The organism is Hymenobacter fodinae, from assembly GCF_004745825.1.
GTDB classification, from domain to species: Bacteria; Bacteroidota; Bacteroidia; order Cytophagales; family Hymenobacteraceae; genus Hymenobacter; species Hymenobacter fodinae.
Genome location: NZ_SRLA01000001.1, coordinates 1,004,859 through 1,028,342, shown reverse-complemented (window position 1 = coordinate 1,028,342; position 23,484 = coordinate 1,004,859). Strand labels below are relative to the sequence as shown.

The 23,484-nt window shown below is 57.1% G+C and carries 23 protein-coding genes; 5 read left to right on the top strand and 18 right to left on the bottom strand.

Annotated features, from left to right (window positions below; all coding sequences use genetic code 11):
- Positions 1–32: 32 nt before the first annotated feature.
- On the bottom strand, positions 33–1,166 hold the full coding sequence (locus EU556_RS04415) for a hypothetical protein (RefSeq protein WP_135431365.1): 1,134 nt from the start codon (positions 1,164–1,166) through the stop codon (positions 33–35).
- A 147-nt stretch (positions 1,167–1,313) separates the two neighbouring features.
- The gene (locus EU556_RS04410; RefSeq protein WP_135431363.1) at positions 1,314–1,745 is read right to left on the bottom strand and encodes a RidA family protein; all 432 of its coding nucleotides are present in this window, start codon (positions 1,743–1,745) and stop codon (positions 1,314–1,316) included.
- 122 nt (positions 1,746–1,867) lie between these two features.
- Between EU556_RS04410 and EU556_RS04405 the strand changes: the two genes are divergently transcribed.
- Positions 1,868–2,665, top strand: coding sequence for an energy transducer TonB (locus tag EU556_RS04405; protein ID WP_135431361.1), 798 nt, complete (start codon positions 1,868–1,870; stop codon positions 2,663–2,665).
- A 163-nt stretch (positions 2,666–2,828) separates the two neighbouring features.
- Positions 2,829–4,385, top strand: coding sequence for a DNA integrity scanning protein DisA nucleotide-binding domain protein (locus EU556_RS04400; protein WP_135431359.1), 1,557 nt, complete (start codon positions 2,829–2,831; stop codon positions 4,383–4,385).
- 213 nt (positions 4,386–4,598) lie between these two features.
- On the opposite strand, the gene EU556_RS04395 is transcribed toward EU556_RS04400, so the two are convergent.
- The 5 genes from EU556_RS04395 to EU556_RS04375 form a co-directional block, all read right to left on the bottom strand.
- Positions 4,599–5,105 (bottom strand): DUF4442 domain-containing protein, encoded by a 507-nt coding sequence (locus tag EU556_RS04395; RefSeq protein ID WP_245327412.1) that lies wholly within the window; start codon positions 5,103–5,105, stop codon positions 4,599–4,601.
- Positions 5,106–5,186: 81 nt separating this feature from the next.
- The gene (locus EU556_RS04390; protein WP_135431357.1) at positions 5,187–5,732 is read right to left on the bottom strand and encodes a PPC domain-containing DNA-binding protein; all 546 of its coding nucleotides are present in this window, start codon (positions 5,730–5,732) and stop codon (positions 5,187–5,189) included.
- Positions 5,733–5,846: 114 nt separating this feature from the next.
- Positions 5,847–7,079 (bottom strand): DUF4097 family beta strand repeat-containing protein, encoded by a 1,233-nt coding sequence (locus EU556_RS04385; protein WP_167855444.1) that lies wholly within the window; start codon positions 7,077–7,079, stop codon positions 5,847–5,849.
- Positions 7,080–7,100: 21 nt separating this feature from the next.
- On the bottom strand, positions 7,101–7,865 hold the full coding sequence (locus EU556_RS04380) for a hypothetical protein (RefSeq protein WP_135431354.1): 765 nt from the start codon (positions 7,863–7,865) through the stop codon (positions 7,101–7,103).
- Positions 7,866–7,985: 120 nt separating this feature from the next.
- A complete protein-coding gene (locus EU556_RS04375; RefSeq protein WP_135431352.1) occupies positions 7,986–8,555 on the bottom strand; it encodes an RNA polymerase sigma factor in 570 nt (189 codons plus the stop codon).
- Positions 8,556–8,873: 318 nt separating this feature from the next.
- On the opposite strand from EU556_RS04375, the gene EU556_RS04370 reads away from it, so the two are divergent.
- Positions 8,874–9,404 carry a hypothetical protein gene (locus tag EU556_RS04370; protein WP_135431350.1) on the top strand — a complete coding sequence of 177 codons (531 nt, stop codon included), beginning with the start codon at positions 8,874–8,876 and terminating at the stop codon, positions 9,402–9,404.
- An 88-nt stretch (positions 9,405–9,492) separates the two neighbouring features.
- Here EU556_RS04370 and amaB read toward each other — a convergent pair whose 3' ends face one another.
- Both amaB and EU556_RS04360 read right to left on the bottom strand, forming a co-directional pair.
- Entirely contained in the window at positions 9,493–11,091 is a 1,599-nt protein-coding gene (gene amaB, locus EU556_RS04365; RefSeq protein WP_135431348.1) for an L-piperidine-6-carboxylate dehydrogenase, read from the bottom strand.
- Between the two features lie 129 nt (positions 11,092–11,220).
- Positions 11,221–11,640 carry a hypothetical protein gene (locus EU556_RS04360; RefSeq protein WP_135431346.1) on the bottom strand — a complete coding sequence of 140 codons (420 nt, stop codon included), beginning with the start codon at positions 11,638–11,640 and terminating at the stop codon, positions 11,221–11,223.
- A gap of 205 nt (positions 11,641–11,845) precedes the next feature.
- Between EU556_RS04360 and EU556_RS04355 the strand changes: the two genes are divergently transcribed.
- Complete coding sequence (locus tag EU556_RS04355) at positions 11,846–12,250, top strand: hypothetical protein (protein WP_135431344.1); 405 nt, start codon at positions 11,846–11,848, stop codon at positions 12,248–12,250.
- Positions 12,251–12,341: 91 nt separating this feature from the next.
- Here the strand turns inward: EU556_RS04355 and EU556_RS04350 are convergent, their stop codons facing one another.
- Positions 12,342–13,850 carry a Do family serine endopeptidase gene (locus EU556_RS04350; protein ID WP_245327411.1) on the bottom strand — a complete coding sequence of 503 codons (1,509 nt, stop codon included), beginning with the start codon at positions 13,848–13,850 and terminating at the stop codon, positions 12,342–12,344.
- A 264-nt stretch (positions 13,851–14,114) separates the two neighbouring features.
- On the bottom strand, positions 14,115–14,561 hold the full coding sequence (locus EU556_RS04345; RefSeq protein ID WP_135431342.1) for an Hsp20/alpha crystallin family protein: 447 nt from the start codon (positions 14,559–14,561) through the stop codon (positions 14,115–14,117).
- Between the two features lie 242 nt (positions 14,562–14,803).
- Between EU556_RS04345 and EU556_RS25965 the strand changes: the two genes are divergently transcribed.
- On the top strand, positions 14,804–14,941 hold the full coding sequence (locus EU556_RS25965; RefSeq protein WP_167855443.1) for a hypothetical protein: 138 nt from the start codon (positions 14,804–14,806) through the stop codon (positions 14,939–14,941).
- On the opposite strand, the gene EU556_RS04340 is transcribed toward EU556_RS25965, so the two are convergent.
- From EU556_RS04340 to EU556_RS04310, 7 genes are all read right to left on the bottom strand, one after another.
- Positions 14,938–15,759, bottom strand: coding sequence for a hypothetical protein (locus EU556_RS04340; RefSeq protein WP_135431340.1), 822 nt, complete (start codon positions 15,757–15,759; stop codon positions 14,938–14,940). The genes EU556_RS25965 and EU556_RS04340 overlap by 4 nt on opposite strands.
- Positions 15,760–15,780: 21 nt before the next feature.
- On the bottom strand, positions 15,781–16,986 hold the full coding sequence (locus tag EU556_RS04335; protein ID WP_394346104.1) for a M20 metallopeptidase family protein: 1,206 nt from the start codon (positions 16,984–16,986) through the stop codon (positions 15,781–15,783).
- A 21-nt stretch (positions 16,987–17,007) separates the two neighbouring features.
- Positions 17,008–17,403, bottom strand: coding sequence for a hypothetical protein (locus EU556_RS04330; RefSeq protein ID WP_135431338.1), 396 nt, complete (start codon positions 17,401–17,403; stop codon positions 17,008–17,010).
- Between the two features lie 2 nt (positions 17,404–17,405).
- Complete coding sequence (locus tag EU556_RS04325; RefSeq protein WP_135431336.1) at positions 17,406–17,963, bottom strand: sporulation protein; 558 nt, start codon at positions 17,961–17,963, stop codon at positions 17,406–17,408.
- Entirely contained in the window at positions 17,944–18,615 is a 672-nt protein-coding gene (gene deoC, locus EU556_RS04320; RefSeq protein ID WP_135431334.1) for a deoxyribose-phosphate aldolase, read from the bottom strand. Before deoC ends, EU556_RS04325 begins: the two co-directional genes overlap by 20 nt.
- Before the next feature lie 182 nt (positions 18,616–18,797).
- Complete coding sequence (gene secA, locus EU556_RS04315; protein WP_135431332.1) at positions 18,798–22,205, bottom strand: preprotein translocase subunit SecA; 3,408 nt, start codon at positions 22,203–22,205, stop codon at positions 18,798–18,800.
- A 170-nt stretch (positions 22,206–22,375) separates the two neighbouring features.
- A complete protein-coding gene (locus EU556_RS04310) occupies positions 22,376–23,404 on the bottom strand; it encodes an acyltransferase family protein (protein ID WP_135431330.1) in 1,029 nt (342 codons plus the stop codon).
- Positions 23,405–23,484: the final 80 nt, after the last annotated feature.

The window sequence follows — 23,484 nt, the reverse complement described above, 5'->3', positions numbered from 1 at the left end:
GGTACGCAGACCCGCGCTAGGCCTGTCTGCCGCTACAGCAGCCGGCGCAACGGACTGTTAGGCTTCAGATAGCGGGCCATTTCGGCAAAGGTGAAGGATACGCGAAACTGCTCAGCGTACATTTTCCGCATGAAGTTCGACATCATATCGTATTCCACGGAGTGATTAAATGAAATGCGGCCGTTGGCCTCAATTTGCATTTCGTCCGGAGGGTTTCCCGGCCCGATATGCTGACTGCGCAACCCCGCTATATCCGTTGAGTCAAAATCACTGGTTGAGTCGCGAATGTATTCGCGGAGCTGCTGCTGAAGTTGCGCTTCACAGGCAGCTAGAAAGGCGTTGCGCTTTGCGGGGTCAATTTCATTTTCATACAGTCCCTCACCAGTGCGCAGGTCCACAACCTTGGTCCAGAAGCGGCTGTTCACGTTGGCAGCCGTGTATTCATCACGCAGTGACACGCTCAGCAAGCCTCGGTCGTTGTAGGTCACTTCAGAGCTTACGCCCCCATAACCTTGGAACTCGCCACTTTTGTGGTTGCGGTGCTCTTCCTGTAATTCTTCCAGCGTCTGCTCCGACAGGTCCTCTATGTAAAATAGCCAGTAGAGCTTCTCCGTGATGTCCATATCAGAGACGGTAAACTCCGGGGCCGTAAACTCCCCAAAGTAGGTCCGCTCACTTACGTGCGCTTTCTGTACCGGGCCGCTGACGTGGTAGGGCGTAAGTTGCGCCAAAAGCTGTTTGTCTGATTTGGCGGCTTGCCAAGTGCCCGCTAGGCCACCTTGGGGCTGTTGGCGTAGTCGGAAATACGCAAATGGGTGGCGCGCTTTTCCACCGGGGCCCCAGCCCGCTGCTACCGTATCGGGGCGCTCAGGGTCTACTTCTCGCAGCCATATTTCCCCATTGGGCGCCAGGGTTCCCCATAGCCTAATGGGCTTCTGCTGCTTGAGGTAGTAATATATCCCGACTACTTCCGTCTTGTTCAGCTGGCTGGTAATAGCCAACCGAAACGGGTATTTCCCAGCAATGGAGCCTTCGTAGCTGCCTAGCACTGGCGCTGTACGGGTAGTGTCGGTGGTAAGAGCTGCCGCCGTTCTGGCTGGCGTAGTTGTTTTCGATTCGCAGCCCCAAAAGGTCAGCAGCACGGCCGCCACATACAGTATTCGCACAGAAAGTATAGTTAGGGTAAGCGTTGTAAAGGGCTCTACGGTTTAGAAAGGGCATAACATGCTGCGCCCGCACCTGAGTATCACCACACAGCAATATCAATAGCTAATCGGCTCGGTGTGCAATAGAAACTCTCAACCGTTTCTAGTTCAACTTACCACCGCAATGCATTTCAGCTCGATAGCAATAGGCGTGGGCAGGCAGTTGACCTCCACGGTGGTGCGGCAAGGCTGGTTGCTCTGGAAGTATTCGGCGTAGAGGCGGTTGTAGGTGGGGAAGTCGGCGCGCATGTTGGTCAGGTACACGGTCACGTCCACGAGATCTTCCCAGCGGGCACCGGCTTCTTCCAGGATGTAGCGCACGTTCTGAAACACGGCGTGGCATTGGCGCTCGAAGTCGTAGGCCACTATGCGGCCGTCGGCGTCCAGCTCCACGCCGGGCACCTGCTGCTGGCCGCGCTGGCGGGGACCCACGCCAGACAGAAACAGCAAGTTACCAGCGCGGCGGGCGTGGGGGTAGAGGCCTACCGGCTCGGGGGCGCGGCCAGAGTTGTGGGCCGAGGAAGTTACGTCAGGTGCCATACCGCCAAATCTACCGAAATACGGCGCTTTTTGCATGGCCCGCGAACCTCAACCGGGGCTGGTGCGGTTGTTGTCCCAGAACTAGTCGGTATTTTAAGCTTCCCTCCCCCTTATCTCGCTTTATGACGCCTACTTTCCGCCGTGTTACGCTCGCGCTGACATTTAGCGCCATGGCTCTCGCGCCCGCCTTCGCTCAGCAAAAGCTCAAGGCGCCCAAGCAACCCGCTGCTGGTGAAATTTATGATGCCGTAGAAAAGCCCGCTGTGCCTGTGGGTGGCCTAGAGGCTTACGCCCAATACCTCGCCGACAAGCAGCAGTACCCCACTGCGGCGCTGCAAGCCGGCACCCAAGGCACTGTAAACGTTACGTTCGTAGTAGAAAAAACCGGCTCTATCTCCAATGTGGTTGTGGCCCAGCCGGTGGCCCCAGAGCTGGATGCCGAAGCCATTCGCCTGATTAAAGGAGGCCCCCGCTGGACGCCCGCTCAGCACCGGGGCGGGGTGGTGCGCCAGCGCGTATCGGTTCCTATTACCTTCCAGATACCCGCCGGCACCGAGGGTGGAGCCGCTAGCGGAATTGCCCCTGCTGGTGCTGCCACCGGCCCCACTACCCAAGTGGTAACCCCTGATAAGCCCGCTAGGCCAGTAGGGGGCACCGACGCCTTCTTCGAGTGGATTCAGAAAAACCAGAAGTACCCAGCCCTGGCGCGGCAGCGCAAAGTAGAAGGCCGCGTTATGATGGAGTTTATTGTGCAAAAAGACGGTACGCTGGCCGAAATTAAACCCATCAAACGGATGGGCTCGGGGCTAGATGAAGAAGCCATCCGGCTGATTAAGGCCGCTCCCAAATGGGAGCCGGCTACTTATAAAGGGCAGCCCATGAAGCAAAAAATGGTTTTGCCTGTTGTATTTCAGCTGTAGCCCGGCCCTTATGGGTAAAACATGTTCGTGGTGCAACGCAAGCTGGTTTTACCCACTCCTTAAAATATATCCTTGCTCTACTCGTCTGCGGTTGTATACCGGCTCTTGATGCGTATGTGGCCCGCTGGTATCCCTGCTCTCGCTATTCTTTCCGCCCTTTCCGATGTTGTCGCCCCTGCCCCTCATTTCGGCCCCACCCGTCGCCTTTGGCCATCCATTACCCCTGCCCGATAGTTACTCCATCTGGCCCTACCAGGCCCGCTTCCGACAGGCGGCACAGGTGGTAGCTAATGGTATTTTTGAGGCCCTCGACGACGACCTAGACCCTTATGTGCTGCTGCTGGCCCTACCCGCCGACCCGGATGAGGAGTCGGTTTCGGTATGCTTGGAGCCGGAGGACTGTGGCTTCGATGCCTCGGCTTTTGCGGGAGCCATTGCGCGGGGACAGTACCTACAGCTTACTTCTGAGTGGGGCCCCGCCGACCCTGAGGTGATGCCCGAACCGGTAATTCAGCGCCGCCAGCATGCCATGGGCCTGCGGCGTTCGGTACAAGAGGTGCTAGAAGAGCTGGATAACCAAGGCAAGCGCGTGTCGTACGCGGGCTTCCCCATTCAAATAGACCGCCACTTCGTGATTCCGGTGCTGCAGCTCAACCGTAAGGTAATGAACAGCTACCCCACGCTGCAGCCCAACCGCTTTTACACCGATGGCCGCATTCTGCCCCACTCCTTGCTCAAGGCAGCCATTGTGCGCTTTAATGAGGAGTGCCTGAAATCCTTGACGGAACCCGAACCGGGCTCAGGCCTACTAGTGCGCCCCCGCGACACAGACGAGCTCGTGCGGGCTGCCGGCCAGTTGTTCATGGATACTCCGGCGCAGGATATTGGCATGAACCCCTCGGCGGCCAAGCTATTCAGCACCTGCAACACCATTTCCTCGTTGCGTTATGAAGGCGCCGAGGGAGTAGGCAAAATGATTCTGGCCCGGCGCGGCCACCCAAACCTCACGGAAATCTTTGCCCTCACGTGCCCCACGCCCCTCACCGACTACCGGGCCGTGCGTAAGCTCTTGGAGATGACCACCGAGGACGTGAGCCTGCTCGCCGACGCCGAGAACGTGTATGCCCTGGGCCGCCAGGTAGGCCACTATGATACTACCCGCGAAGACTTGTTCGTCATTAATTTCGTGAACCACTACGCCTGGGAGTTTCAGCACGATGGGCAAGTGCTCATGCGGGCTCACTACGGCTTGCCCAGCCTGCCGCGCACTCACCTCAACCGCAATAAGTTCCGGCGCGACCTGAAGCGGACGTTCCAACTCACCGACCTGGATAAAGTGGAGCGCCTTTGGGATGTGGTGCAGGAAGCTAGCCGTCAGAAGCACGGCACTCTGCTCGTGATTACCACCGAAGCCCTGGCCGAAGCCGACCGCCTCAAGCTGCAGTGCACCCTCATTGAACCTGTACCGCTCACCCCGCTCATTACTAGCCTGGTAACTGCCATCGACGGCGCCGTTCTACTCGACCCAGATGCGTACTGCTACTCCATTGGAGTAATTCTCGATGGCAAAGCATCCGGCCACGGCAACAGCACGCGCGGTGCCCGCTTCAACTCCGCTATCCGTTACGTAGATAGCTCGCCCTACCCCTGCATTGCCATTGTAGTGAGTGAGGATGGCTTGGTTGACGTCATCACCAAGGAAAGCCTGCGCGAACAATAAGTGTGGTGATGAAGTAATCAGGAAATAAAGAGGCTTACAAAGTAGTCTAACTAACTTCTATAAAACCCCAGCGGGGCGATACTCATCGTTTGCCAGATGGTGTCGCCCCGCTGGGGTTTATTCTTATCTAGTCTAGGCCACTTGACCACTGATTCGCGTCGACGCCATAATAGCGCCCCCTGGCCTAGGCAATTTTCTTACCTCATTAGCTCATCACTTCTTCGCCCTAAACGACCAAGTGATTCGGAAGGTGGCTACCGTGTCGCCGGCTTGGTCTAGGCCAGTGCTGGTGCACACCACGGTGCGGCCTTCACCGGTTGCGCGGCTTTCTGCCATGGCCTGCGCTATGGCAGCGCCATCGTGGCTGGTGAAGGCAATGAGCCCTACAGCCTTCTTGGTAAACTCGGCTTCCATACCCACTACCAACATAGATACCGGCGTGCCGCTTTGCACGTGCATCATGGCTAGTAGGCCACTGGCCATTTCGGCGGCCATGCTCAGGCAGGCGAAGTAGATGCTGCGAAACGGGTTTTTGGTGAGATACTTAAAGGGCACCGTTACGGTGGCCTGCTCCAGCGCTAGGTCCCGAATGCGCAAGCCGGCCAAATAGGCCATGGGTAAGCTGCGCAGCATAAATAGCCGCAGCTTCAGGGGGTTTTGAATGGTGCGGCGGAACTGCGCCATCCGGGGCGTATCGGGAGGGGTGGGCAAGGAGGTCATGTCGAAATATACCGAATTGCGGGAAGTTGTTCGGCACGCCTACTTTCTTAGCTCCTGCCCACGGGTTACCCTTCTAGGCCACTACTTACGGATCGTGCGAGGAGATTTGCGGGGCTTGCTCTCCGCTGGCTGTACGCTCAACTCTTTGTAGCCGAACGTAGCATCTGTCTCGCGCCGGAAATCCAGTTCTGGTAGTTCTCCCAGCACTAGTTCGGCAGTTGTATACACAATGTTGCCGTCCAGCAAGTGCCCGCCAATAGTGCGGCCCGTAGAATCCGCCACCGACAGGTGCAAGTGGCTTCCGTTTACCGACAACGTCCCCACCAATGATACAATTTCGAAGTGCCCTCGGTAGACTGTGGGCCCCTCTTGGTTGGCGAGCCGCAGCGTGGTAGTGGTTAGACTGCCCACGCACGTCAGGATAGCGGCGGCTTTAAGCTGGTGCTGCGCTGCGAAGCTGGTTAGCTGCTGCCGCAAATCGTCGCCGGGCTTCAGGCGCAGCGCATAGGCTCGCATAGGTGATGAAGCAGCAGTAACGGGTGGCCTAGCAGACATAGCAGGAGTAGGTTGCGCCGCGGCTACCAATGCCGGCAGCACCAGCAGCCCCAACAATAGAAATCGAATCATGCCGCCAAAGTAACAACCAACTGGCTAACCTAAGCACGATAAAGGCCCCCTCCTCCCCTGCTTGGCACAGGAGAAGAGAGGGCCTTTGCGCGTACAGGAAGCACGCCGAAGCGGTTACTTATTGAAGCTCACGTTGCCGTAGCGCACCTTGATATTCACGTTGCCAGCGGCACGGGTGGGTACGCTCCCGAAGCTGCCTTGCATGTCGCTGGACGAAGCGCTGCTTTCCTCAGAATCTACGCGCACTAGGCGCTTGTCTACCAGCAGCTTGCCGTGTTCCGTATTCACGTCGAATTTGAAGGCAGCCTCGTCCGGGAAGTTCAGCTGGATGGTGCTGTAGCCCCCATCTACGTTGATTTGACGGAAGTTTTTGCCAGTACTGCGCACCTCAAAGTTGGGGCAGTACTGCACAGTCATGTCCAGCTGATTGCTGAGCTTATCCACACTAAACTTGGAGTAGCCCGAGGTACCCCGCAGGTTGCTCACATTGCCCAGGGCTACGTCGCCGTATTTGCTGTGCACCGTCAGGTCCTTCACCGTTCCAATGTCAATATCAGAGGAGTTATTGCGTAGGTCCACCACGTCGCCGGCCGTTAAGCGCAGCTTGGAGTACGAGGCATCGATGCTGGCTTTGCGCACGTACGGGATGGCGCACTGCCCATTGTTTACTCGCACTAGGTTGCGGCTCCCATCTAGGCGGGCCGTGCGCAGGCTGCCGTATTCCACGGCCAAGTCAGTTACGCCACTCACATCACCGGTCAGAATAACCTCCCCAAAGCTGTTGAATAAGTGCAGGGGCGTGTTCTTGGGCAGCCACACGGTATAGTTCACCTCGTACAGCTTGGTCCGGCTCCAGCATTCGCGGGGCATGGCGCCAAAGCGCGACTTCACGCTGATGCCTTCAATAGCGGGGTCTTTTTCCGTGAGCTGCACCTGAATCATGTCTTGCAGCTGCTGGGCTTTTTCTTCGGTATCAGAGCGCGTGATAATGTCCACGTCGGTCCGCACCTCATTGCGGCTCCACACGTTTACCTGCACCCGGCCGTATCGCGTATCCAGGGTGTAGGGCTTGCCAGTGGCCGCAAACGTGCGGCTTAGCTTGCGCATTTTCTCTACGGCTGGCGCCTGCGCATCATCTTGGGGGCCTTGGGCCGTGCTGCCCTGGCAGGCATCGGTGGGGCCGCCCTGCCCCTGAGGCCAAGTCGTATCCTTAGGCTGCGGATAGTACTGCGGGGTTGTACCCGAGGCCGGATCGGTGGCAATTTGCGCGCTTACCGGCCCAGCTACCACGGCCAGCACCCCCAGTAACGAGAGCACACGACTGGGCCGGAAAGTGAAGAAAGGCATAGTACGACGGGAACCCATAGCTTATGGCATCCGGCGGCTATCAGCCACCATGTACGGTTGATTATGATAATCCCGGATTCGCTCCCGCGTGCGCAGCTGCTGGGTCAGCAAATCCAGTCTGATTTGCAGGTTGCGGTTCATGGCTTCCAGTACCACATCGGGCTCGGGGTTGCGATAAAGCTCCACCTTCAGCTGCCGATACGTTGAGTCAAGCGAAGTAAGTTCCTGCTGCCAGTCGGCGCGCGGGGCGGCGGGCGTTTCGGCATCCAGGGCAGTTAGCTCCTGCTGGCGCTCTGTAATCTGCGCGGCATAGTACGCCTCCATGCGCTGCACGGCACCACCCAGCCGTTGCTCGGGGCCCTCCGTAGCGGAGGTAGCCGTGAGGGCAGGGCCCGTGTAGAAGCTGGGGCCAGTTTCTGCCGCTGCAGTCATCTCCGCTGCTACAGTCGTGCTAGTGCCAGTAGCGCGCGTCCAGATGGTTGCGGGGTGCTGGGCTTGCCAGAAATAACCCGCCATCAGGAGCGCGGCCACCGAGGCGGCAATGCCATAGGGCCACGCGGTACGGGCAGCCGGCGGCGTGGTAGGAGCCACGGGAGCCTGTGGCACCGGAGCTTCTTCTGGGTACAGGGCTACAACCCGCAACGGCGCTTCTTCCTCGGGGGAGGCAGCCGGTGCAGCAAGTTCTTGTTCGATGTCGTCCCACAAATTTGGGCGCGGCTCGAACGCGTCAAAGTCGGCGCGGTGGCGCTCAACAAAGGATTCAAGTCCGGTTTTCTTGTCGTTCATGTCAGGTGGTGAAGCGCGCTAGGCCACTAAGTCCGGTATCGTCTGGCAAGGGTGGTGGGCGATACAAGGGCCGCGGGCTAGCAGCAAGCAGGCGGAGTCAGGTACGCTGTCGAATACGTGCTACAGGCCGTGTTGGCGGGCTAGTTCAAGTAATTTTTTCCGAGCCCGGCTGTATTGCGACTTCGAAGTAGATTCAGTGATATGTAAAATGCTGGCAATTTCGGCGTGGTCGTAGCCCTCTAGCAGGTACAACGATAGCACCACCCGGTAGCCATCGGGGAGCTCCTGCACGCAGCGCCGCACCACATCGGCCCGCCACGAGAGGTCTTCCGGGTCGAGCCCTAGGCTGTGGTCGTCGTGGTCGAGGGCGGCGCCGTCGTGCTGGTCGGCCAGCGGCACCAGCTGTAGGCGCCGGTTGCGCAGGCAGTTGATGCTTTTGTTGATAACGATGCGCTTCAGCCAGGAGCCAAATGAGGAGTCGCCCTTGTAGCTGTGCAGCTCGCGGAAGGCACTCAAGAAAGACTCCTGCAACACATCCTCGGCCTCAGCGAAGTTGCCGGTGATGCGCAGCGAAGCGTTGAACATGGCTTTAGAATAGCGCTTGTAGATTTCAGCCTGCGCCCGCCGGTCGCCCAGGCGGCAGCGCTCCACCAGCGGAGCGTTGATGTCAGTGTATGCAAATGCCTCCATGGGTTGCGTCTGGGTTGGCGGATGTTCGGAAAGGTGTGAATCGTAAATATCCAACTTTTCCGGGCTAAATCGGCGAGTACTATTCGGGTAGCAAGTGAAAGACAGGCCTAGGCCAGTGGGGTTGCACTTAGTTGCCAAGACAACAGCTAATTGGAGATTGTTCAATAGCTTTAGCCGCCCGCGGCTGGGCTTCATCATTATAATTTCTCTTACCAATCAGCCCAACGGCTGCCTTCTTACCAAGTGAGGAGGCCTAACCATTGAAAATTCGTGCTTTCTAGGCCAGTGCATTATTCACCTATCAGCTCTATTTTTTCCATGAAAAAAATTTTCCTTGGTGTAGCATTCTTGACTGGCCTAGCTGCCTGCAGCAAAAAAGAGGCTGAGCCAGTTATCGACTTTGGGCCTAACGACGGGATTACACAGCGCGACGCCAGCAACCGCCTCAATGGCTCAGTAGACCCTACTGACTGGATTGCCGATGAAACCTGGACTAAAGAGGAGCAAAAGCTATTCTCGGTTTACGTTAACCTAAACGCGGCTACGCCAATGGGCATCCAGCCGCGTGGCTTTTTTCCTAACCCTAATACCACACAGAAGGGCGGTTATGGCTTCTATGGCATTCCACATGGGGCCATGTGGGCGATGGTTTTCGTTGACAAAAACTACAACGTGGTAGAAAGGCTGGAGTATGGTCCATTCAGTGTTTCTGATGTATTATTTCACTTCGACCTACCCGCCAATAAGTTTGCTCCTAATTCCACTTACCGGGTGTACTACATCATCTATCAAAAGTCGCCGGCCATCTTGTATTCAAAGGGGCACGGTGATATCAAGATTGGCTCCTAGACGTGTAAGAGCGAGCCTATAAACAGAAAGCCCGACTGAAAATCAGTCGGGCTTTCTGTTACTCAATGTTAATTAGCCCTAGGCCACCTTATACATCAAACTTGATACCCTGAGCCAACGGCAGATGGGTGCTGTAGTTGATAGTGTTGGTTTGGCGGCGCATGTAAATACGCCACGCGTCGGAGCCAGACTCCCGACCGCCGCCGGTTTCCTTCTCTCCCCCGAACGCCCCGCCAATCTCAGCGCCGCTAGTACCAATGTTTACGTTGGCAATGCCGCAGTCGGAGCCGGCGTGGCTCAGGTAGGTTTCGGTTTCGCGCATGTTCAGGGAGAAAATACTCGATGACAAGCCTTGCCGCACACCATTCTGCACCGCAATGGCTTCTTCTACGCCACCACTGTATTTGATGAGGTAGAGAATGGGCGCAAAGGTTTCTTCCTGCACGGTGTGGTACTCGTTGCGGGCTTCCACCAGCGCGGGCTTCACGTACGTGCCGGTTTCGTAACCGGCACCTTCCAGCACCTCACCGCCCGTCAGCAGCGTGCCGCCTTCCTGCTGCACTGCCGCTAGGGCATTGGTGAAGCCTTCCACGGCTGCGTTGTCGATGAGCGGGCCCACGAGGTTGCCCTCCTGCAAGGGATGACCAATGGGCAGATTGGGGTAAATTTTCAGCAGGCGCGCCTTCACATCCTCAAAAATGCTTTCGTGGATAATAAGGCGGCGCGTGGTGGTGCAGCGCTGCCCGGCCGTACCCACCGCGCCAAATACTACGGCACGCATGGCCATATCTAGGTCGGCGTGCTCAGTGAGGATGATGGCGTTGTTGCCGCCCAGCTCAAGCAGCGCCCGGCCCAAGCGGCCGCCTACCACCTCACCCACCTTCTTACCCATGCGCGTACTGCCCGTGGCAGATATCAGTGGCACGCGCCCATCGGCGGCCATGGCGGCCCCAGTTTCTGCGCCACCAATGACGAGGTTAAATATGCCTTCGGGCAGCTCATTCTCCTGCAGCACCTCTTTCAGGATGTGCTGCACGGCCACGGCTACCAGCGGCGTTTTTTCAGAAGGCTTCCAGATGCATACGTCTCCACACACGGCGGCCAGCATGGCGTTCCAGCTCCAGACGGCCACCGGAAAGTTGAAGGCTGAAATAATGCCTACCACGCCCAGCGGGTGGTATTGCTCATACATGCGGTGGGCGGGCCGCTCTGAGTGCATGGTGTAGCCGGTGAGCTGGCGCGAGAGGCCTACCGCGAAGTCGCAGATGTCAATCATCTCCTGTACTTCGCCCAGGCCTTCCTGCAGAATTTTGCCCATCTCGTAGCTCACCAGCTTGCCCAGGGGCTCTTTGTACTGGCGAAGCTTATTGCCGATCTGACGCACAATCTCGCCGCGCTTGGGTGCGGGCACTAAGCGCCAAGTCTTGAAGGCTTCCTCGGCAGTTTTTACGACTCGGTCGTACTCTTCGGCGGTAGCAAAGGCAACAGCACCAATCAGGCGGCCATCGGTGGGTGAGTGAATGGCGTGGGTGCTTTCTGCCGTTTTGTTGCCCCAGCGTAGGCCAGTGCTCCAGGCGGCGTTGTGGGCTTCTACACCCAGCTCTTGCAATACCTGCCGGATGCCGTGGTGGTCGTGGTCCTGTACATCGGTGCCGGTGGCGGCCGCTTCTTCAAGGGCTTGTTTCATGGGAAAGGTATGGTTGGGGGTGGGATAACGCTAGCACTTGCTCTAAGGCAAAGCTACTAAAATAGGCGCGGGCCCATTGAAGTGGGCACCTTCCTCCTTTCCCAATCTGCCTTTCCGGCGCTAGGCCTCCTATTCGGTGCGCACAGTCCGTAACCACTCCTCCGCCGACACCACATCATCGAAGAGTTGCAGACGCAGGTGGTCGTTGAAGGGATATTCTCCGCTGACTATGGCCGCCTGGTCGAGTAGGTCGGAGGGCTGTACCACGTGCGCAATAAAGCGCAGTCCCAAGTGTGTGGCGCGCGGCGCCCATACGCTCTGCAACCATTCTACCGAGTCGAACCACGGCCCCGAAAGTTGGCTGTTATCGTTGAGCAGGTACCGGCAATGGATGGTTTCCATAGCTCTCAGGAAGTTTTCAGCCCCATTGTAGGCCTCCATCGGATCTACGAAGCCCCGCCAGATGGCGCGCAGCCAGCTCTCATCTTCGTCGTACTCAATTTCGCAACTGCTACCGTCGCGCAGATCTAAATGCTTAGCAATTCGCATAGAAGCCAAAGATATTCTTCGTAATGTAGAGATAACGTGTAAGCTGCCGAGTTGGGTTGCTAGCGTTCAGGTTGCGGCAGGCTTCCTACCACCTTGCCTGCATGCCGGGCTCCTCAGTGTGCTCTTAGGGTGAGCGAGTTGGCCCCGCTTCCCGCTGCCTGCAAATTCTACCTCCCCGGCTCCGCCTTCCTCGTATAGCTCCCTTATGTCTGCCGAATCTTTCACGATTACCCCCCGCCCCGACTTAGGTATTCTGGTTGTCCGTTGGGCCGAAGATGCCCCCTTCCCTCAGCTACAAGGCAATTTTTTGGCCCTACTTGCCGCCGCGCGAGAGCATGCTACCTGGCGCTGGCTGCTTGATGTTCGGCGCCGCGACCAGCTTGATCCGGAGCTAGGCCACTGGACCACCCACGTATTTTTCCCGGAGGCCGCGCAGCTTGCCGCGGGTACCTTGCGCATTGCCGTGCACTGCTCCCCAACCCGACTACTGGTGTATGAATCCTCCCCCGATCAGCAGGAATACATTCAATACGGCACTGCCCCCGAGCGTTCCTACCAGCTCCACCTCTTTATTGAAGAAGGCCCTGCCATGACGTGGCTACTGGCTTAGACCACGCTAATAGACCACCGTGAGCTTACTGTACTATAAAAAAAGCCCTCCACCTTGCGGCAGAGGGCTTTTTCAGTGAAGCGGAGTTAACTTACTCAGCTTGCCCGATTGGATAATAGGCTTTGCGGCCATCGGGGTACACGCCTTCTACCAGCGCGCCCTGACTTTCCTTGGCAGCCTCCAAGTACCGCTCTACGTCCTGGGGCTTGGTCACCTTGTTTTTATCAATGCGGGTGATGATGAAGCCATCAGCAATGCCGGTTTCGCGGAAGTTGGAGTCCTTGATACCGTTGATTTTAGCACCACCTTCAATACCCAGCTTGCTCAGCTCCTGCCGGCCTACCGGTGCCAGCGTAGCCCCTTCGTATTTCACTGTGGAAGCTACTTCCTCCCGAATAATATCGGTGGTACCGGTAGAGTTGCGCAGGGTAGCAGAAGTAGTGCGGGTATCAGTGCCGCGCAGGTACGTTACCTTGATCTTGTCGCCGGGGCGGAAGCGAGCCACTTGCTCTTGCAGCTGCGAAGAGGTGTTCACTTTCACACCGTTGATTTCGGTAATGATGTCGCCTTCCTTGATGCCAGCATCCGCAGCAGAGCTGTTTTTGCCCAAGCCCATCACGTACACGCCATTCAACGAGTTCAGCTTTTTCTCCGAGGCCAGCGTGGCATCTACCTCCCGGATTTGCACCCCGAGCAGAGCGCGCTGCACCACTTTATACTTCAGCAGGTCGGACACTACCTTGCTCACGATAGAGCTAGGCACGGCAAACGAGTAGCCCACGAAAGAACCCGTCTGCGAAGCAATGGCTGAGTTGATGCCGATCAGGTCGCCGTTTAGGTTTACCAGGGCACCACCCGAGTTACCGGGGTTTACCACGGCGTCGGTCTGCAGGAAAGATTCAACGCCCATGCCGTCCTCGCGGCGCAGGATGTTGATGTTCCGGCCTTTGGCCGAAATGATACCCGCCGTTACGGTCGAGTTCAGGTTGAAGGGGTTACCCACAGCCAGCACCCACTCCCCTACTTTCACGTTGTCGGAGTTGCCGTACCGGATGAAGGGCAGGTTATCGGCCTCTACTTTCAGCAGGGCCAGGTCAGTGTTTGGGTCGGCACCGACCAGCGTAGCCTTGTACTTACGCTTGTCGTCGAGGACTACTTCAATTTTGTCGGCTTTCTCAATCACGTGGTTGTTCGTGACGATGTAGCCATTGGCCGCGATAATTACGCCCGAGCCGGAGCCCTGCTGAGGGCCTTGCGAGCGGCCGCGGCCCTGGTACTGGTCAATATCATCACCGAAGAACTGACGCAGGAACGGGTCCATACGCATGGCGCTATTGTCGCTAGCCTTCGGGGCATACTCGGTCATTACGTGCACGACAGCCGGCGTTACCGAAGCGGCAGCGGCCGTAAAATTCAGGCCTTCGGGCACGGTATACGTGCTGCTGCGCAATTCACTGGCGTACCGAACGTTGGGGTCAGCGGCAACAGCCTGCGGCGAATTGGTGCGCTCGGGCTCCAGCAGCTTGTACCCACCCACGGCCACACCACCACCTAAAATAGCGGAGCTTAGCAGGCCGAGCATCATTTGTTTTGCTTGCATGGGTAGTAAAGAGGTTGAAATGAAAGAGAAGTCAGAACTGAAAATACAACAGAAAGGTGAATAACCGGTGAACCGGCGCCATACTAACGCTAGATGTCAGCTCACCCGTATTCGGTTGCATGCCTGTTGAGGGATGAAAACAGCCCGTTGGTAGAATATCTCAACCAGTGGGTGACTAGGCATCATCTCTCGTTGCTAGTATAACAACACATGTACCAAGAAAAAAGGCACCCGCGAAGGTGCCTTTTTTGCAGGTTTTTTGGCTTAGCGAACTTCGATCTGGTGCTTGATTACCTTCTTGCTGTCGAAGGGGAGCGTGAGGCGCAACACGCCGTCTACCAGTTGGGCATCAATGGCAGTTACATCTACCGTCTCGGGCAGGCGGAAGGTGCGGGAGAAGGTGCCGTAGCCCGACTCTACCCGGCGGAACTTAGGAGCCTCTTCGGAGGCTTCGGGAGCTTTCCGCTCACCGCTCACGGTCAGTTGGCCTTCTTGGAAGTCAATCTTGATGGCTTCTTTCGGCACGCCGGGCAGCAGTAGGTGCAGCTCAAAGCCTTGGGCTGATTCTAGCACGTCGGCCTGGGGTACGAAAGCTTTAGAAGGCTGTTTTTGCGAAGTGGGTAGGGTTTCGCGCAGCATCTCGTTTAGCACGGAGTTAATAGCGCGGGAAGGGCGAAGAGCGGGCAGGTTGTTATACAGAAGCGTTGCCATGGGTTACGAACTGTTTTAAAGTCTTAAGTCAAGGGTTAGTAAAGTGCCGTTGCTGACACACCCTATCTTAATAAATTCTGTACCACTTGACTTAACACACATATATCAAGACAAAAAGTCACAAAATAGCTAATACTTAATAATCTTAATTCCTCAAGACAATTCATTTTCTACGCCTATTAGCTCTAAACGCGTTATTCACAACCAACCTAATTACGACAATATGTCACTTCATATTCAGAATGTCACTTTTAATCAACTATAAAGCTGCTAGGCCACTCGGCGATACGGTGCGCCGAAGCACTAACCGCCGCCAAGTGGCCTACAATACTCTTATACGGAAACAGGTGGCTAGCTACGCCGCTACCAACGCAGATTAATGTTGCGTGGGGAGTTGACGCCGTTCCTGCGCAGTATTGTCGCTGAACAGCGTGAAGCGGGCATCTAAGCCTATTACTGGAGTTACAATGTTCGTACGCCCGCCGCTGATCTGCTTGCCCGTAATGGCGTCATATTGCGGCACAAATACTGCGTACACTGTCTGGTACGCAAACCAGGGCGTAATATCTACGTGGGGTGAAAGGCGCACCCCCACTTCTGCCCGCAACGCACCAAAGTCAATAGTGCGCTCCTTGAGTTGGTTTTCGTCCCGCTGAAAACGAAGGTAAGCGGCTGCTTCGTAGGCCACTCTGGGGCGCAGGGCCACCGTTTCGCTCAGGGGGAAGAGGCGGTCCACATCAAGGCGCAAGCGGGCCAAGGCCCGGTCATCTTGATTGGCAAAGTATCCTTTAGGAGTTGAAACAGCATACTCAATTCCCAGGCGCTGCCCAACGTTGAAAGCTCCTATCTTACCTAAGTGGCGCACGAATACGCCGGGAATTACATTGCCCGGCTGGCCTAGGAAGTCGCCGTAGCCCTGCCGATACTGGCGTTGCAACCGAAGCGTAGCCCCCCCGCTCCACTGCTCGCTCCAGAAGTGCTCATACCCCAACCGCAACTGCCCGCCGGAAAAGGCAGTTCCGACGCCGTTGGTGTTTAACGCGCTCAGCCCTAAGAATAGGTAGTCATTATTTTTCAAGGTCAGTTCCGCCTGTAGCTCTGGCTGAAATACTGCAGATCTATCCAGGCGCTGCTGGGCAGTAGCTGCAAGGCCGGTCAGGAACAGTGCTGAGGTTAATAAATAAGCTCGAGTATGCATCAGTAAGTAAGATGAAATTGGCTAGGCTTGTTGCTCAGCAAGCTCGCGTAAGGTTAGCCAAGCCATCAGACCCGGACCCGTTTCGAGAGCTTTCGTATCTATATCAAAAGTAGGGGTGTGCACCGAGGACGTGTACCGGCTGCTGCCATCGGCCGCGGCGGTACCTAAGCGGTAGAAACAGGCGCTAGTGGCCTGGGAGAAGTAGGCGAAGTCCTCGGCAGCCATCCATTGGTCTAACTCCACCACGTTTTCGCGGCCCAGGTATTCCACGGCGGCCTGCTCCACGCGGTTTGTCAGAGCGGGCTCGTTCTCCAGGTAGGGGTAGCCACGCCGGATTTCAAGCTCGCAGGTAGCGCCCATGCTTTCGGCTAGGCCTTCGCAAAGGCGGCGCAGATGCTCGTGGGCCTCATTACGCCACTCCTCATTTAGCGTCCGGAAAGTGCCTTCCATATACACCTCATTCGGGATGACGTTGGTAGCGCCCTGGGCAATAACCTTCCCAAACGACAGTACGGAAGGCAATTTCGGGTTAGCCCGCCTGCTCACAATCTGCTGAGCGGCCACGATGATGTGGGCGGCCACCAACACTGGGTCAATGTTCTGCTCGGGCATAGCGCCATGGCCACCTTTGCCGCGCACAGTTAGGTACAGCTCATCAGTGCTGGCCATATAGCGGCCCGCCCGGATGCCAATTTTGCCGGCCGGCAGCCGCGGAAATACATGCTGGCCTAGCACGCTGGCCGGCTTGGGGTTTTCGAGCACACCTTCTTTAATCATCAAGGAAGCGCCCCCTGGCAGCAGCTCCTCGCCGGGCTGAAACATCAGCTTCACGGTCCCCTCAAACTCCTCGCGAAGCTGCGTGAGAATGCGCGCTGTGCCTAGTAATGACGAGGTATGCACATCGTGGCCGCAAGCGTGCATCACGCCGGGGTTTGTAGACTTGTAGGCCACCTCATTCTGCTCTGTGATGGGCAAGGCATCCATATCGGCCCGCAAGGCCACCGTACGGGCGCCAGGGTTGCGTCCTTCAATCAGCGCTACCACGCCCGTGTTGGCAATGGGCTGCGTTTGCAAGCCCAGCGCGTGCAGCTGCTGCGTTACGTAGGCCACCGTGTTGTGCTCCTGAAAAGAAAGCTCCGGGTTGGCGTGCAAATGCTCACGCAGGGCAATGGTTTCGGCGGCGGCTTCAGCAGCCAGGGTCTGGATGCGCGGAATCAGGTGCAGCATGCTCGGGTAAGTAAAACGGTACTATTCAAACAACACACTCAGGTGCGGGCGCACTGTCAGTAACATGGGCCGCCCAAAGGTATTGGGGTTAAAGGCCGCTTCATCCTGCTCGGCGGAAAAAGATATCCGGCTTACCAGCACACAATCCGCAAACTCCAGGTACTGGCCGCGCTTGTCGTTATTGTATCGGATACGGCCCCGGACCGCTACTGTAAAATCCAGCAGCACCGCCTGCTGCGTCCGTTGCACCAATGTAACATCTACCACGCCAGCATGGGGCCAAAGCGTTACTAACAGCCGCAGCCCTTGGTGGTCGACGCTGAAATGAATACCTCCATTGTCGTTCTCGGTGGGCACCACTTCCAGTCCCTGCAATAGGTCAAGCTCCTCCCACTGCAATTCCCGCACAATGGGCACGGCTAGAACGTTGTTTTATTGAGCAATACCTGCGACGACTCCAGCTGTGCTTTGGGGGCCAGCAGCCTAATACGCTGCAGAGCCTGTTCGGCTTCGAGGCGCGTGGTGTAGTCGCCTACCCAGAGGCGGAAGATGGGCTGCTTATAGGCCAGGTAGTCGGTTTCCTCGGGGTAGCGACTAATAATATTGCGCCGGATGCTCATGGCCTGCTCCTTCTCCAGCCCCACGTAGGCCAGTATCCGGAAGCCCTGGGCATACTTTACGTTTTTGTTGGTGTAGGCTTGGTCGCGCAGGCGCTGCTCTATCTGGGCGTTTACCTGGTTGGTGGGCATGACTGGCCTAGCGGCCGTGGCGGGCGCTGCAACCGGCACTTTGGGCGCAGTAAACACGGGCCGGTACTTGCTCAAATCTTCGGCCGGAGCTGAGGTGGCGGCGGAGGCAGGCCTACGGGTAGTGTCAGGAGCAGAGGAAGCGGAAGGTGCCGCTGGCCCCGACGACGCGCAGGCGCCCAACGAAAACAGGGTGGAAAGCAGCAGCACGTTACGAAGCGAGTGTTTCATGGGAGTTGTCTTCCAGCAGAACCAGACTATTTGAGGAGCCGATGCGGTCGGCGCCAGCAGCCACGAGGGCCAGCGCCGCCTCCCGCGTGCGAATTCCGCCGGATGCTTTGATACGAATGTGAGTGGGCAGCGACTGGCGCATCAGCTCGATGTCGTCCACGGAAGCGCCTCGGCCGGCGAAGCCCGTGGAGGTTTTCACAAAATCGGCGCCGGCTTCCGCGCATATCTCACAGGCCAGCACAATTTCATCCTCGGTCAGCAAAGCCGTTTCAATAATTACTTTGAGAATGGCGCCGCGCAGGTGACAGAGCTCAGCCAGTTCCCCTACTTCTTCCTCTACTTCCTCTACCCGGCCAGCTTTCAGAGCGCTAATGTTGATGACCATATCCAGCTCCGTCGCGCCTTCCGACAGGGCTTGGTGCCCTTCGAAGAACTTTACCTTAGCTAGGCCATACCCCAGCGGGAAGCCAATAACCGTGCACACCGGCACGCCCGTATCTCGCAGGTTTTCTACCGCTAGGCGCACGTAGCATGGCGGCACACACACGCTGGCAAACTGATGTTCGGCGGCCTCCTGGCAGAGTTGTTCAATCTGTTCGGGTTGCGCGTCAGGCTTGAGGAGAGTGTGGTCGATGTACGAGGCGAGGTTCACGGGGCAAAGGTAGGGGGATGTAGCGCGAACTTGGTAGTGCGCGTTTGGTTGATTGACGTAGGTACATAACCGCTCATACGCTAACCTTGCGGGAAGGTCTGTAGAGCGACGAAAGGGCCCTACAACAAACGGGCCGCGCTTCCAGATTGGAAACGCGGCCCGCTTATAAAACCCTGGTTTTCTTAGTCAACCAGCACGCAGCGGTCGTTCAGCAAGTCGTCTTCTACCGACTTGAACTTCACATCGCGCACGATGCGGCCATCCATGTACTGCACGCTTACTTTCTCGTTGCGGTTAGCCACTTTCTGCGACTTAGCCGGCTGCTGCTTCTCCAGTACCTGGGGCTGACCAGCGGCCTGCTCCAGATCCTCGGGGCCAGCGCCCAGCGACACAGAGGAAACCTCTTTCTCAGCTTTCAGCTTGGGCATGGGCGGCGCTACTGGCAGCTCGTCTTCAGTGAAGTACTCGGGCTCGTCGTAGCCTTCCTGGCCGGGCTGCATGGGCACGTCGGCGCGGAACAGGAACTGGATGGTGTCCTCGTTCACCTTACCAATCATCTGCTTGAACAGCTCGAACGACTCGAACTTGTAGACCAACAGCGGGTCTTTCTGCTCGTACACCGCGTTCTGCACTACCTGCTTCAGGTCGTCCATGGCGCGCAGGTGCTTGGTCCAGGCCTCGTCGATAACCGACAGCACTACTACCTTCTCCATGGCCCGTATTACATCGTGGCCGCCGGTGGCTTGGGCACGGCGCAGGTTGGCAATAGCCTGAATCTGCTTGCGGCCATCCGTGAAGGGAATAGCAATGTTCTCGTAGGGCGAGTTCTGGCTGAGCAAATCGTTGATCAGCGGCATGTTGTTGCCGGCGATGAAGTCGTTCTTGCTCTGGTAGTAGCCCAGGGCCTCGTCGTAGAGCTTCTGCGTGAGCTGGCCGGCTTGCACGCCGCTCAGCTCCTGCGCCGTCAGGTGGGTATCGTAACCGAATACCCGGATGATGGCCAGCTTAAAGTCTTCGAAGTCGTTGTTGCCTTTGTGGCCTACCACGATGTCCTCGCAGACGTCGTAGATCATGTTCCACACATCCAGCTCCAGACGCTCGCCGTGCAGGGCGTTGCGGCGGCGCTTGTACACCACCTCGCGCTGGGCGTTCATTACGTCGTCGTACTCCAGCAGGCGCTTACGGGTGCCGAAGTTGTTTTCCTCTACCTTCTTCTGAGCGCGCTCAATAGAAGAGGTAATCATGGAGTGCTGAATTACTTCGCCTTCCTCCAGGCCCATGCGGTCCATGAGCTTGGCAATCCGGTCAGAACCGAACAAGCGCATCAGGTTGTCCTCGAGGCTCACGAAGAACTGCGAAGAACCTGGGTCGCCCTGGCGGCCGGCACGACCACGCAGCTGGCGGTCAACGCGCCGCGACTCGTGGCGCTCCGTACCAATGATGGCTAGGCCACCCGACTCCTTCGCGGTGCCGCGCAGCTTAATGTCGGTGCCACGGCCGGCCATATTGGTGGCAATGGTAACGGTGCCCGGATAACCGGCAGCAGCTACAATCTCAGCTTCGCGCTGGTTTTGCTTAGCGTTCAATACCTGGTGAGGAATACCGCGCAGCTTCAGCATGCGGCTTACCAACTCGGAAATTTCTACCGACGTAGTACCTACCAGCACCGGACGACCAGCTTGCACCAGCGTCTGAATTTCCTCGGCTACGGCGTTGTACTTCTCACGTACGGTCTTGTACACCTTATCATGCTCGTCTTTGCGGGCAATGCCACGGTTGGTGGGAATCACCACCACGTCGAGCTTATAGATTTCCCAGAACTCGCCAGCTTCGGTTTCAGCCGTACCCGTCATGCCGCCCAGCTTGTGGTACATGCGGAAGTAGTTCTGCAGGGTCACGGTGGCGTAGGTCTGCGTGGCGTCTTCTACGCGCACGTTTTCCTTGGCCTCAATGGCCTGGTGCAAACCATCAGAATAACGACGACCTTCCATTACGCGGCCGGTCTGCTCGTCCACAATTTTCACCTTGCCGTCATCGGTCAGGATGTACTGGTCATCCTTCTCGAACAGCGTGTAGGCTTTCAGCAGCTGGTTGATGGTGTGGATACGCTCTGACTTCACCTGGAAGTCGTCCATGAGCTTCTCCTTGGTGTGCAGCTTCTCTTCGCCGCTCAGCTCTTTGCTGTTTTCAATGGCGGCCAGCTCCGAGCCAATGTCGGGCATGATGAAGAAGTGCGGGTCTTCGCCCTGGCCCGTGATGAGGTCAATACCTTTCTCGGTCAGCTCGATCTGGTTGTTCTTCTCGTCGATGGTGAAGAACAGCGGCATATCGGCCTGGGGCATCTGGCGCTGGTTGTCCTGCAGGTAGAAGTTCTCGGTCTTCTGCAGCACGGCGCGCATACCAGTTTCCGAGAGGAACTTGATCAGCGGCTTGCTCTTGGGCAGACCACGGTAGGCGCGGAACAGCGCTAGGCCACCCTCGCCCTCTTTCGGGCCGTCTTTACCCTCCTTGATGAGCTTGCGGGCCTCTACGAGGTAGTTCTGCACCTGCTTCTTCTGGGCTTCCACCAGCATCTGAATGCGGGGCTTCAGCTGATAGAACTCGTGCACATCGCCGCGCGGCACGGGGCCAGAGATGATGAGCGGCGTCCGGGCGTCGTCAATCAATACGGAATCCACCTCATCGACCATGGCGTAGTGGTGCTTGCGCTGCACCAGCTCCTCAGGGTCGCGGGCCATGTTGTCGCGCAGATAGTCGAAGCCGAACTCGTTGTTGGTGCCGTAGGTAATGTCGGCGAGGTAGGCTTTGCGACGGGCATCGGTGTTGGGCTGGTGCTTATCGATGCAGTCAACCGAGATGCGGTGGAACTCGAATAGCGGCGCGTTCCACTCCGAGTCACGCTTGGCGAGGTAGTCGTTTACGGTTACCACGTGCACGCCGCGGCGGGCCAGGGCGTTCAGGAACGCGGGTAGCGTTGAAACGAGGGTTTTGCCCTCCCCCGTCGCCATTTCCGATATCTTGCCTTGGTGCAGTACTACGCCGCCAATCAGCTGCACATCGTAGTGCACCATGTCCCAGGTAACTTCGGCGCCAGCGGCTTGCCACTTGTTGCTCCAGATGGCTTTATCGCCCTGGATGGTGACGTTGCTCTTGCGACGCGCGTACTCCCGGTCGTAGTCGGTGGCCGTTACCACCAGCTGCCCGTTCTGGGCGTAGCGGCGGGCGGTTTCCTTAGTAATGGCAAAAGAAACGGGCAGCACCTGCATGAGTACTACTTCCAGTTCCTTGTTGCGCTGCTTCTCCAGGGCATCAATCTGGTCGAAGAGCTGCTCCTTCTGGATGGCATCCAGCGAAGCATCTTCGTTTACACGCTGATGTAGGGCCGCAATCTGGTCGTCAATATTTTTGAGGTGAGCATCAATCCGGGCACGCACCTCATCGGTGCGGGCGCGCAGCTCATCGTCGCTGAGTTGTGCCAGATTGGCATATTCGGCGTTTATCAGCGCCACATACGGAACAATCTCCTTCAAGTCCCGGTCCGACTTAGAACCGAAAATCTTGGCGACGGTTTTCCCTAGAAAATCAAACATGCTGGTTTACCTTAATTGAAACGCCGGGGCGCACCTCAAATTTACAAGATTTCTAGCCAAAATCGCCCCATATCATAACGCACCGTCAATCTGACCGATTTTGGCCAATTGCCGGGTGGCGCGGCTGACAAGCAGCGGGCGACTTAGGCTTGAGAGGAGCCCCAACTAATTTATCTAACTATTTCGGCCGCAACGTAGTGCGAATTTCGCTTAAGCCAGGGCTTTTCTACCCCGTGCCACAAGAGAAATGCGGCGGCAAGAACCGTTAGCAACAACAGCGCCAGCGCCAACCACGGGTTCCCACGAAACAGGCCCATATGTAGTAACAACTGGATTATAGGAAAGTGCAATAAGTACACCCCATAGGATAAATCTCCCCACTTTCCGGCGCGGAGCTGAAAGCGCAGCCGCTTGGAAAGAAACAGCACCACGGAGGCGTAGCAGATGGGCTCTATTACCACCCGGAGGCTATGCTCATGCAGCAGCCAAAACAACGGCGCTGCCGCCAGCACTACCCACCCTAGGTACTGGCCTAGGCGCCGCTCTTCCACGCCAAACAAAGCGCCTAAGGCAAACAAGTGCAGCATGCCCGGAAATTGCCGACTCAGTTCGGCTACCATCTTCGGGCTTAGCCCGGCCACTTGGCCTAACCCCCACTCCCACCCCAGGGCTAGTACGAAGCATATCGCCACAGCCGTATACGCCCCCAGGCGACGGAACAAAAACACTAGGATCGGCACGCAGCAGTAGAGGCACAACTCTACTTTAATCGTCCAGAGGGAGGCATTCATGACCGGCACTGGGTGCTGCACAAATACGCCGGGCAAGGTGGGCTGCAGGAAGTTGAGAAAGGTAGCGTTGGCCGCGATATACTTGTAGGCCTCCTTTGAGCGCAGGAATTCTATAGCGGACAATCTGGTAGCGGCTAGGCCTATCAGCCACGCTACCAAGATGGTAGTTAGGTAAGCCGGATACACCCGGCGCACCCGCTTCTCAGCATATTCAAGTACGGAGCTGCTGCGCAGAAAGCTTTGCGTGACCAGGCAGCCGCTAAGCACGAAAAACCCCTTTACTGCAAAGTCAGCCGATAAATACGTTAGAAAGGGCTGAAACGCCGGCAGCTCCGTTAGCACGGCCAAGTGGCATAACACGACAATGAGGGCTAGGCCTAGCCGCACCGCGTCGAAGTTGTTTTGCATAGATACTGAGGCAGAGTAGCGGGGTGCAAATTACAGGTTAATCTCACCCCTACCTCGCTACTGGCCTAGACCATAACGAC

Excerpts from the sequence above, each read along its gene's own strand:
- EU556_RS04410 (WP_135431363.1), bottom strand. The coding sequence starts at position 1,745 with ATGGCACCTGACGTAACTTCCTCGGCCCACAACTCTGGCCGCGCCCCC.
- EU556_RS04405 (WP_135431361.1), top strand. The coding sequence starts at position 1,868 with ATGACGCCTACTTTCCGCCGTGTTACGCTCGCGCTGACATTTAGCGCC.
- EU556_RS04400 (WP_135431359.1), top strand. The coding sequence starts at position 2,829 with ATGTTGTCGCCCCTGCCCCTCATTTCGGCCCCACCCGTCGCCTTTGGC.
- EU556_RS04395 (WP_245327412.1), bottom strand. The coding sequence starts at position 5,105 with ATGACCTCCTTGCCCACCCCTCCCGATACGCCCCGGATGGCGCAGTTC.
- EU556_RS04390 (WP_135431357.1), bottom strand. The coding sequence starts at position 5,732 with ATGATTCGATTTCTATTGTTGGGGCTGCTGGTGCTGCCGGCATTGGTA.
- EU556_RS04385 (WP_167855444.1), bottom strand. The coding sequence starts at position 7,079 with ATGCCTTTCTTCACTTTCCGGCCCAGTCGTGTGCTCTCGTTACTGGGG.
- EU556_RS04380 (WP_135431354.1), bottom strand. The coding sequence starts at position 7,865 with ATGAACGACAAGAAAACCGGACTTGAATCCTTTGTTGAGCGCCACCGC.
- EU556_RS04375 (WP_135431352.1), bottom strand. The coding sequence starts at position 8,555 with ATGGAGGCATTTGCATACACTGACATCAACGCTCCGCTGGTGGAGCGC.
- EU556_RS04370 (WP_135431350.1), top strand. The coding sequence starts at position 8,874 with ATGAAAAAAATTTTCCTTGGTGTAGCATTCTTGACTGGCCTAGCTGCC.
- amaB (WP_135431348.1), bottom strand. The coding sequence starts at position 11,091 with ATGAAACAAGCCCTTGAAGAAGCGGCCGCCACCGGCACCGATGTACAG.
- EU556_RS04360 (WP_135431346.1), bottom strand. The coding sequence starts at position 11,640 with ATGCGAATTGCTAAGCATTTAGATCTGCGCGACGGTAGCAGTTGCGAA.
- EU556_RS04355 (WP_135431344.1), top strand. The coding sequence starts at position 11,846 with ATGTCTGCCGAATCTTTCACGATTACCCCCCGCCCCGACTTAGGTATT.
- EU556_RS04350 (WP_245327411.1), bottom strand. The coding sequence starts at position 13,850 with ATGCAAGCAAAACAAATGATGCTCGGCCTGCTAAGCTCCGCTATTTTA.
- EU556_RS04345 (WP_135431342.1), bottom strand. The coding sequence starts at position 14,561 with ATGGCAACGCTTCTGTATAACAACCTGCCCGCTCTTCGCCCTTCCCGC.
- EU556_RS25965 (WP_167855443.1), top strand. The coding sequence starts at position 14,804 with ATGTCACTTTTAATCAACTATAAAGCTGCTAGGCCACTCGGCGATACG.
- EU556_RS04340 (WP_135431340.1), bottom strand. The coding sequence starts at position 15,759 with ATGCATACTCGAGCTTATTTATTAACCTCAGCACTGTTCCTGACCGGC.
- EU556_RS04335 (WP_394346104.1), bottom strand. The coding sequence starts at position 16,986 with ATGCTGCACCTGATTCCGCGCATCCAGACCCTGGCTGCTGAAGCCGCC.
- EU556_RS04325 (WP_135431336.1), bottom strand. The coding sequence starts at position 17,963 with ATGAAACACTCGCTTCGTAACGTGCTGCTGCTTTCCACCCTGTTTTCG.
- secA (WP_135431332.1), bottom strand. The coding sequence starts at position 22,205 with ATGTTTGATTTTCTAGGGAAAACCGTCGCCAAGATTTTCGGTTCTAAG.
- EU556_RS04310 (WP_135431330.1), bottom strand. The coding sequence starts at position 23,404 with ATGCAAAACAACTTCGACGCGGTGCGGCTAGGCCTAGCCCTCATTGTC.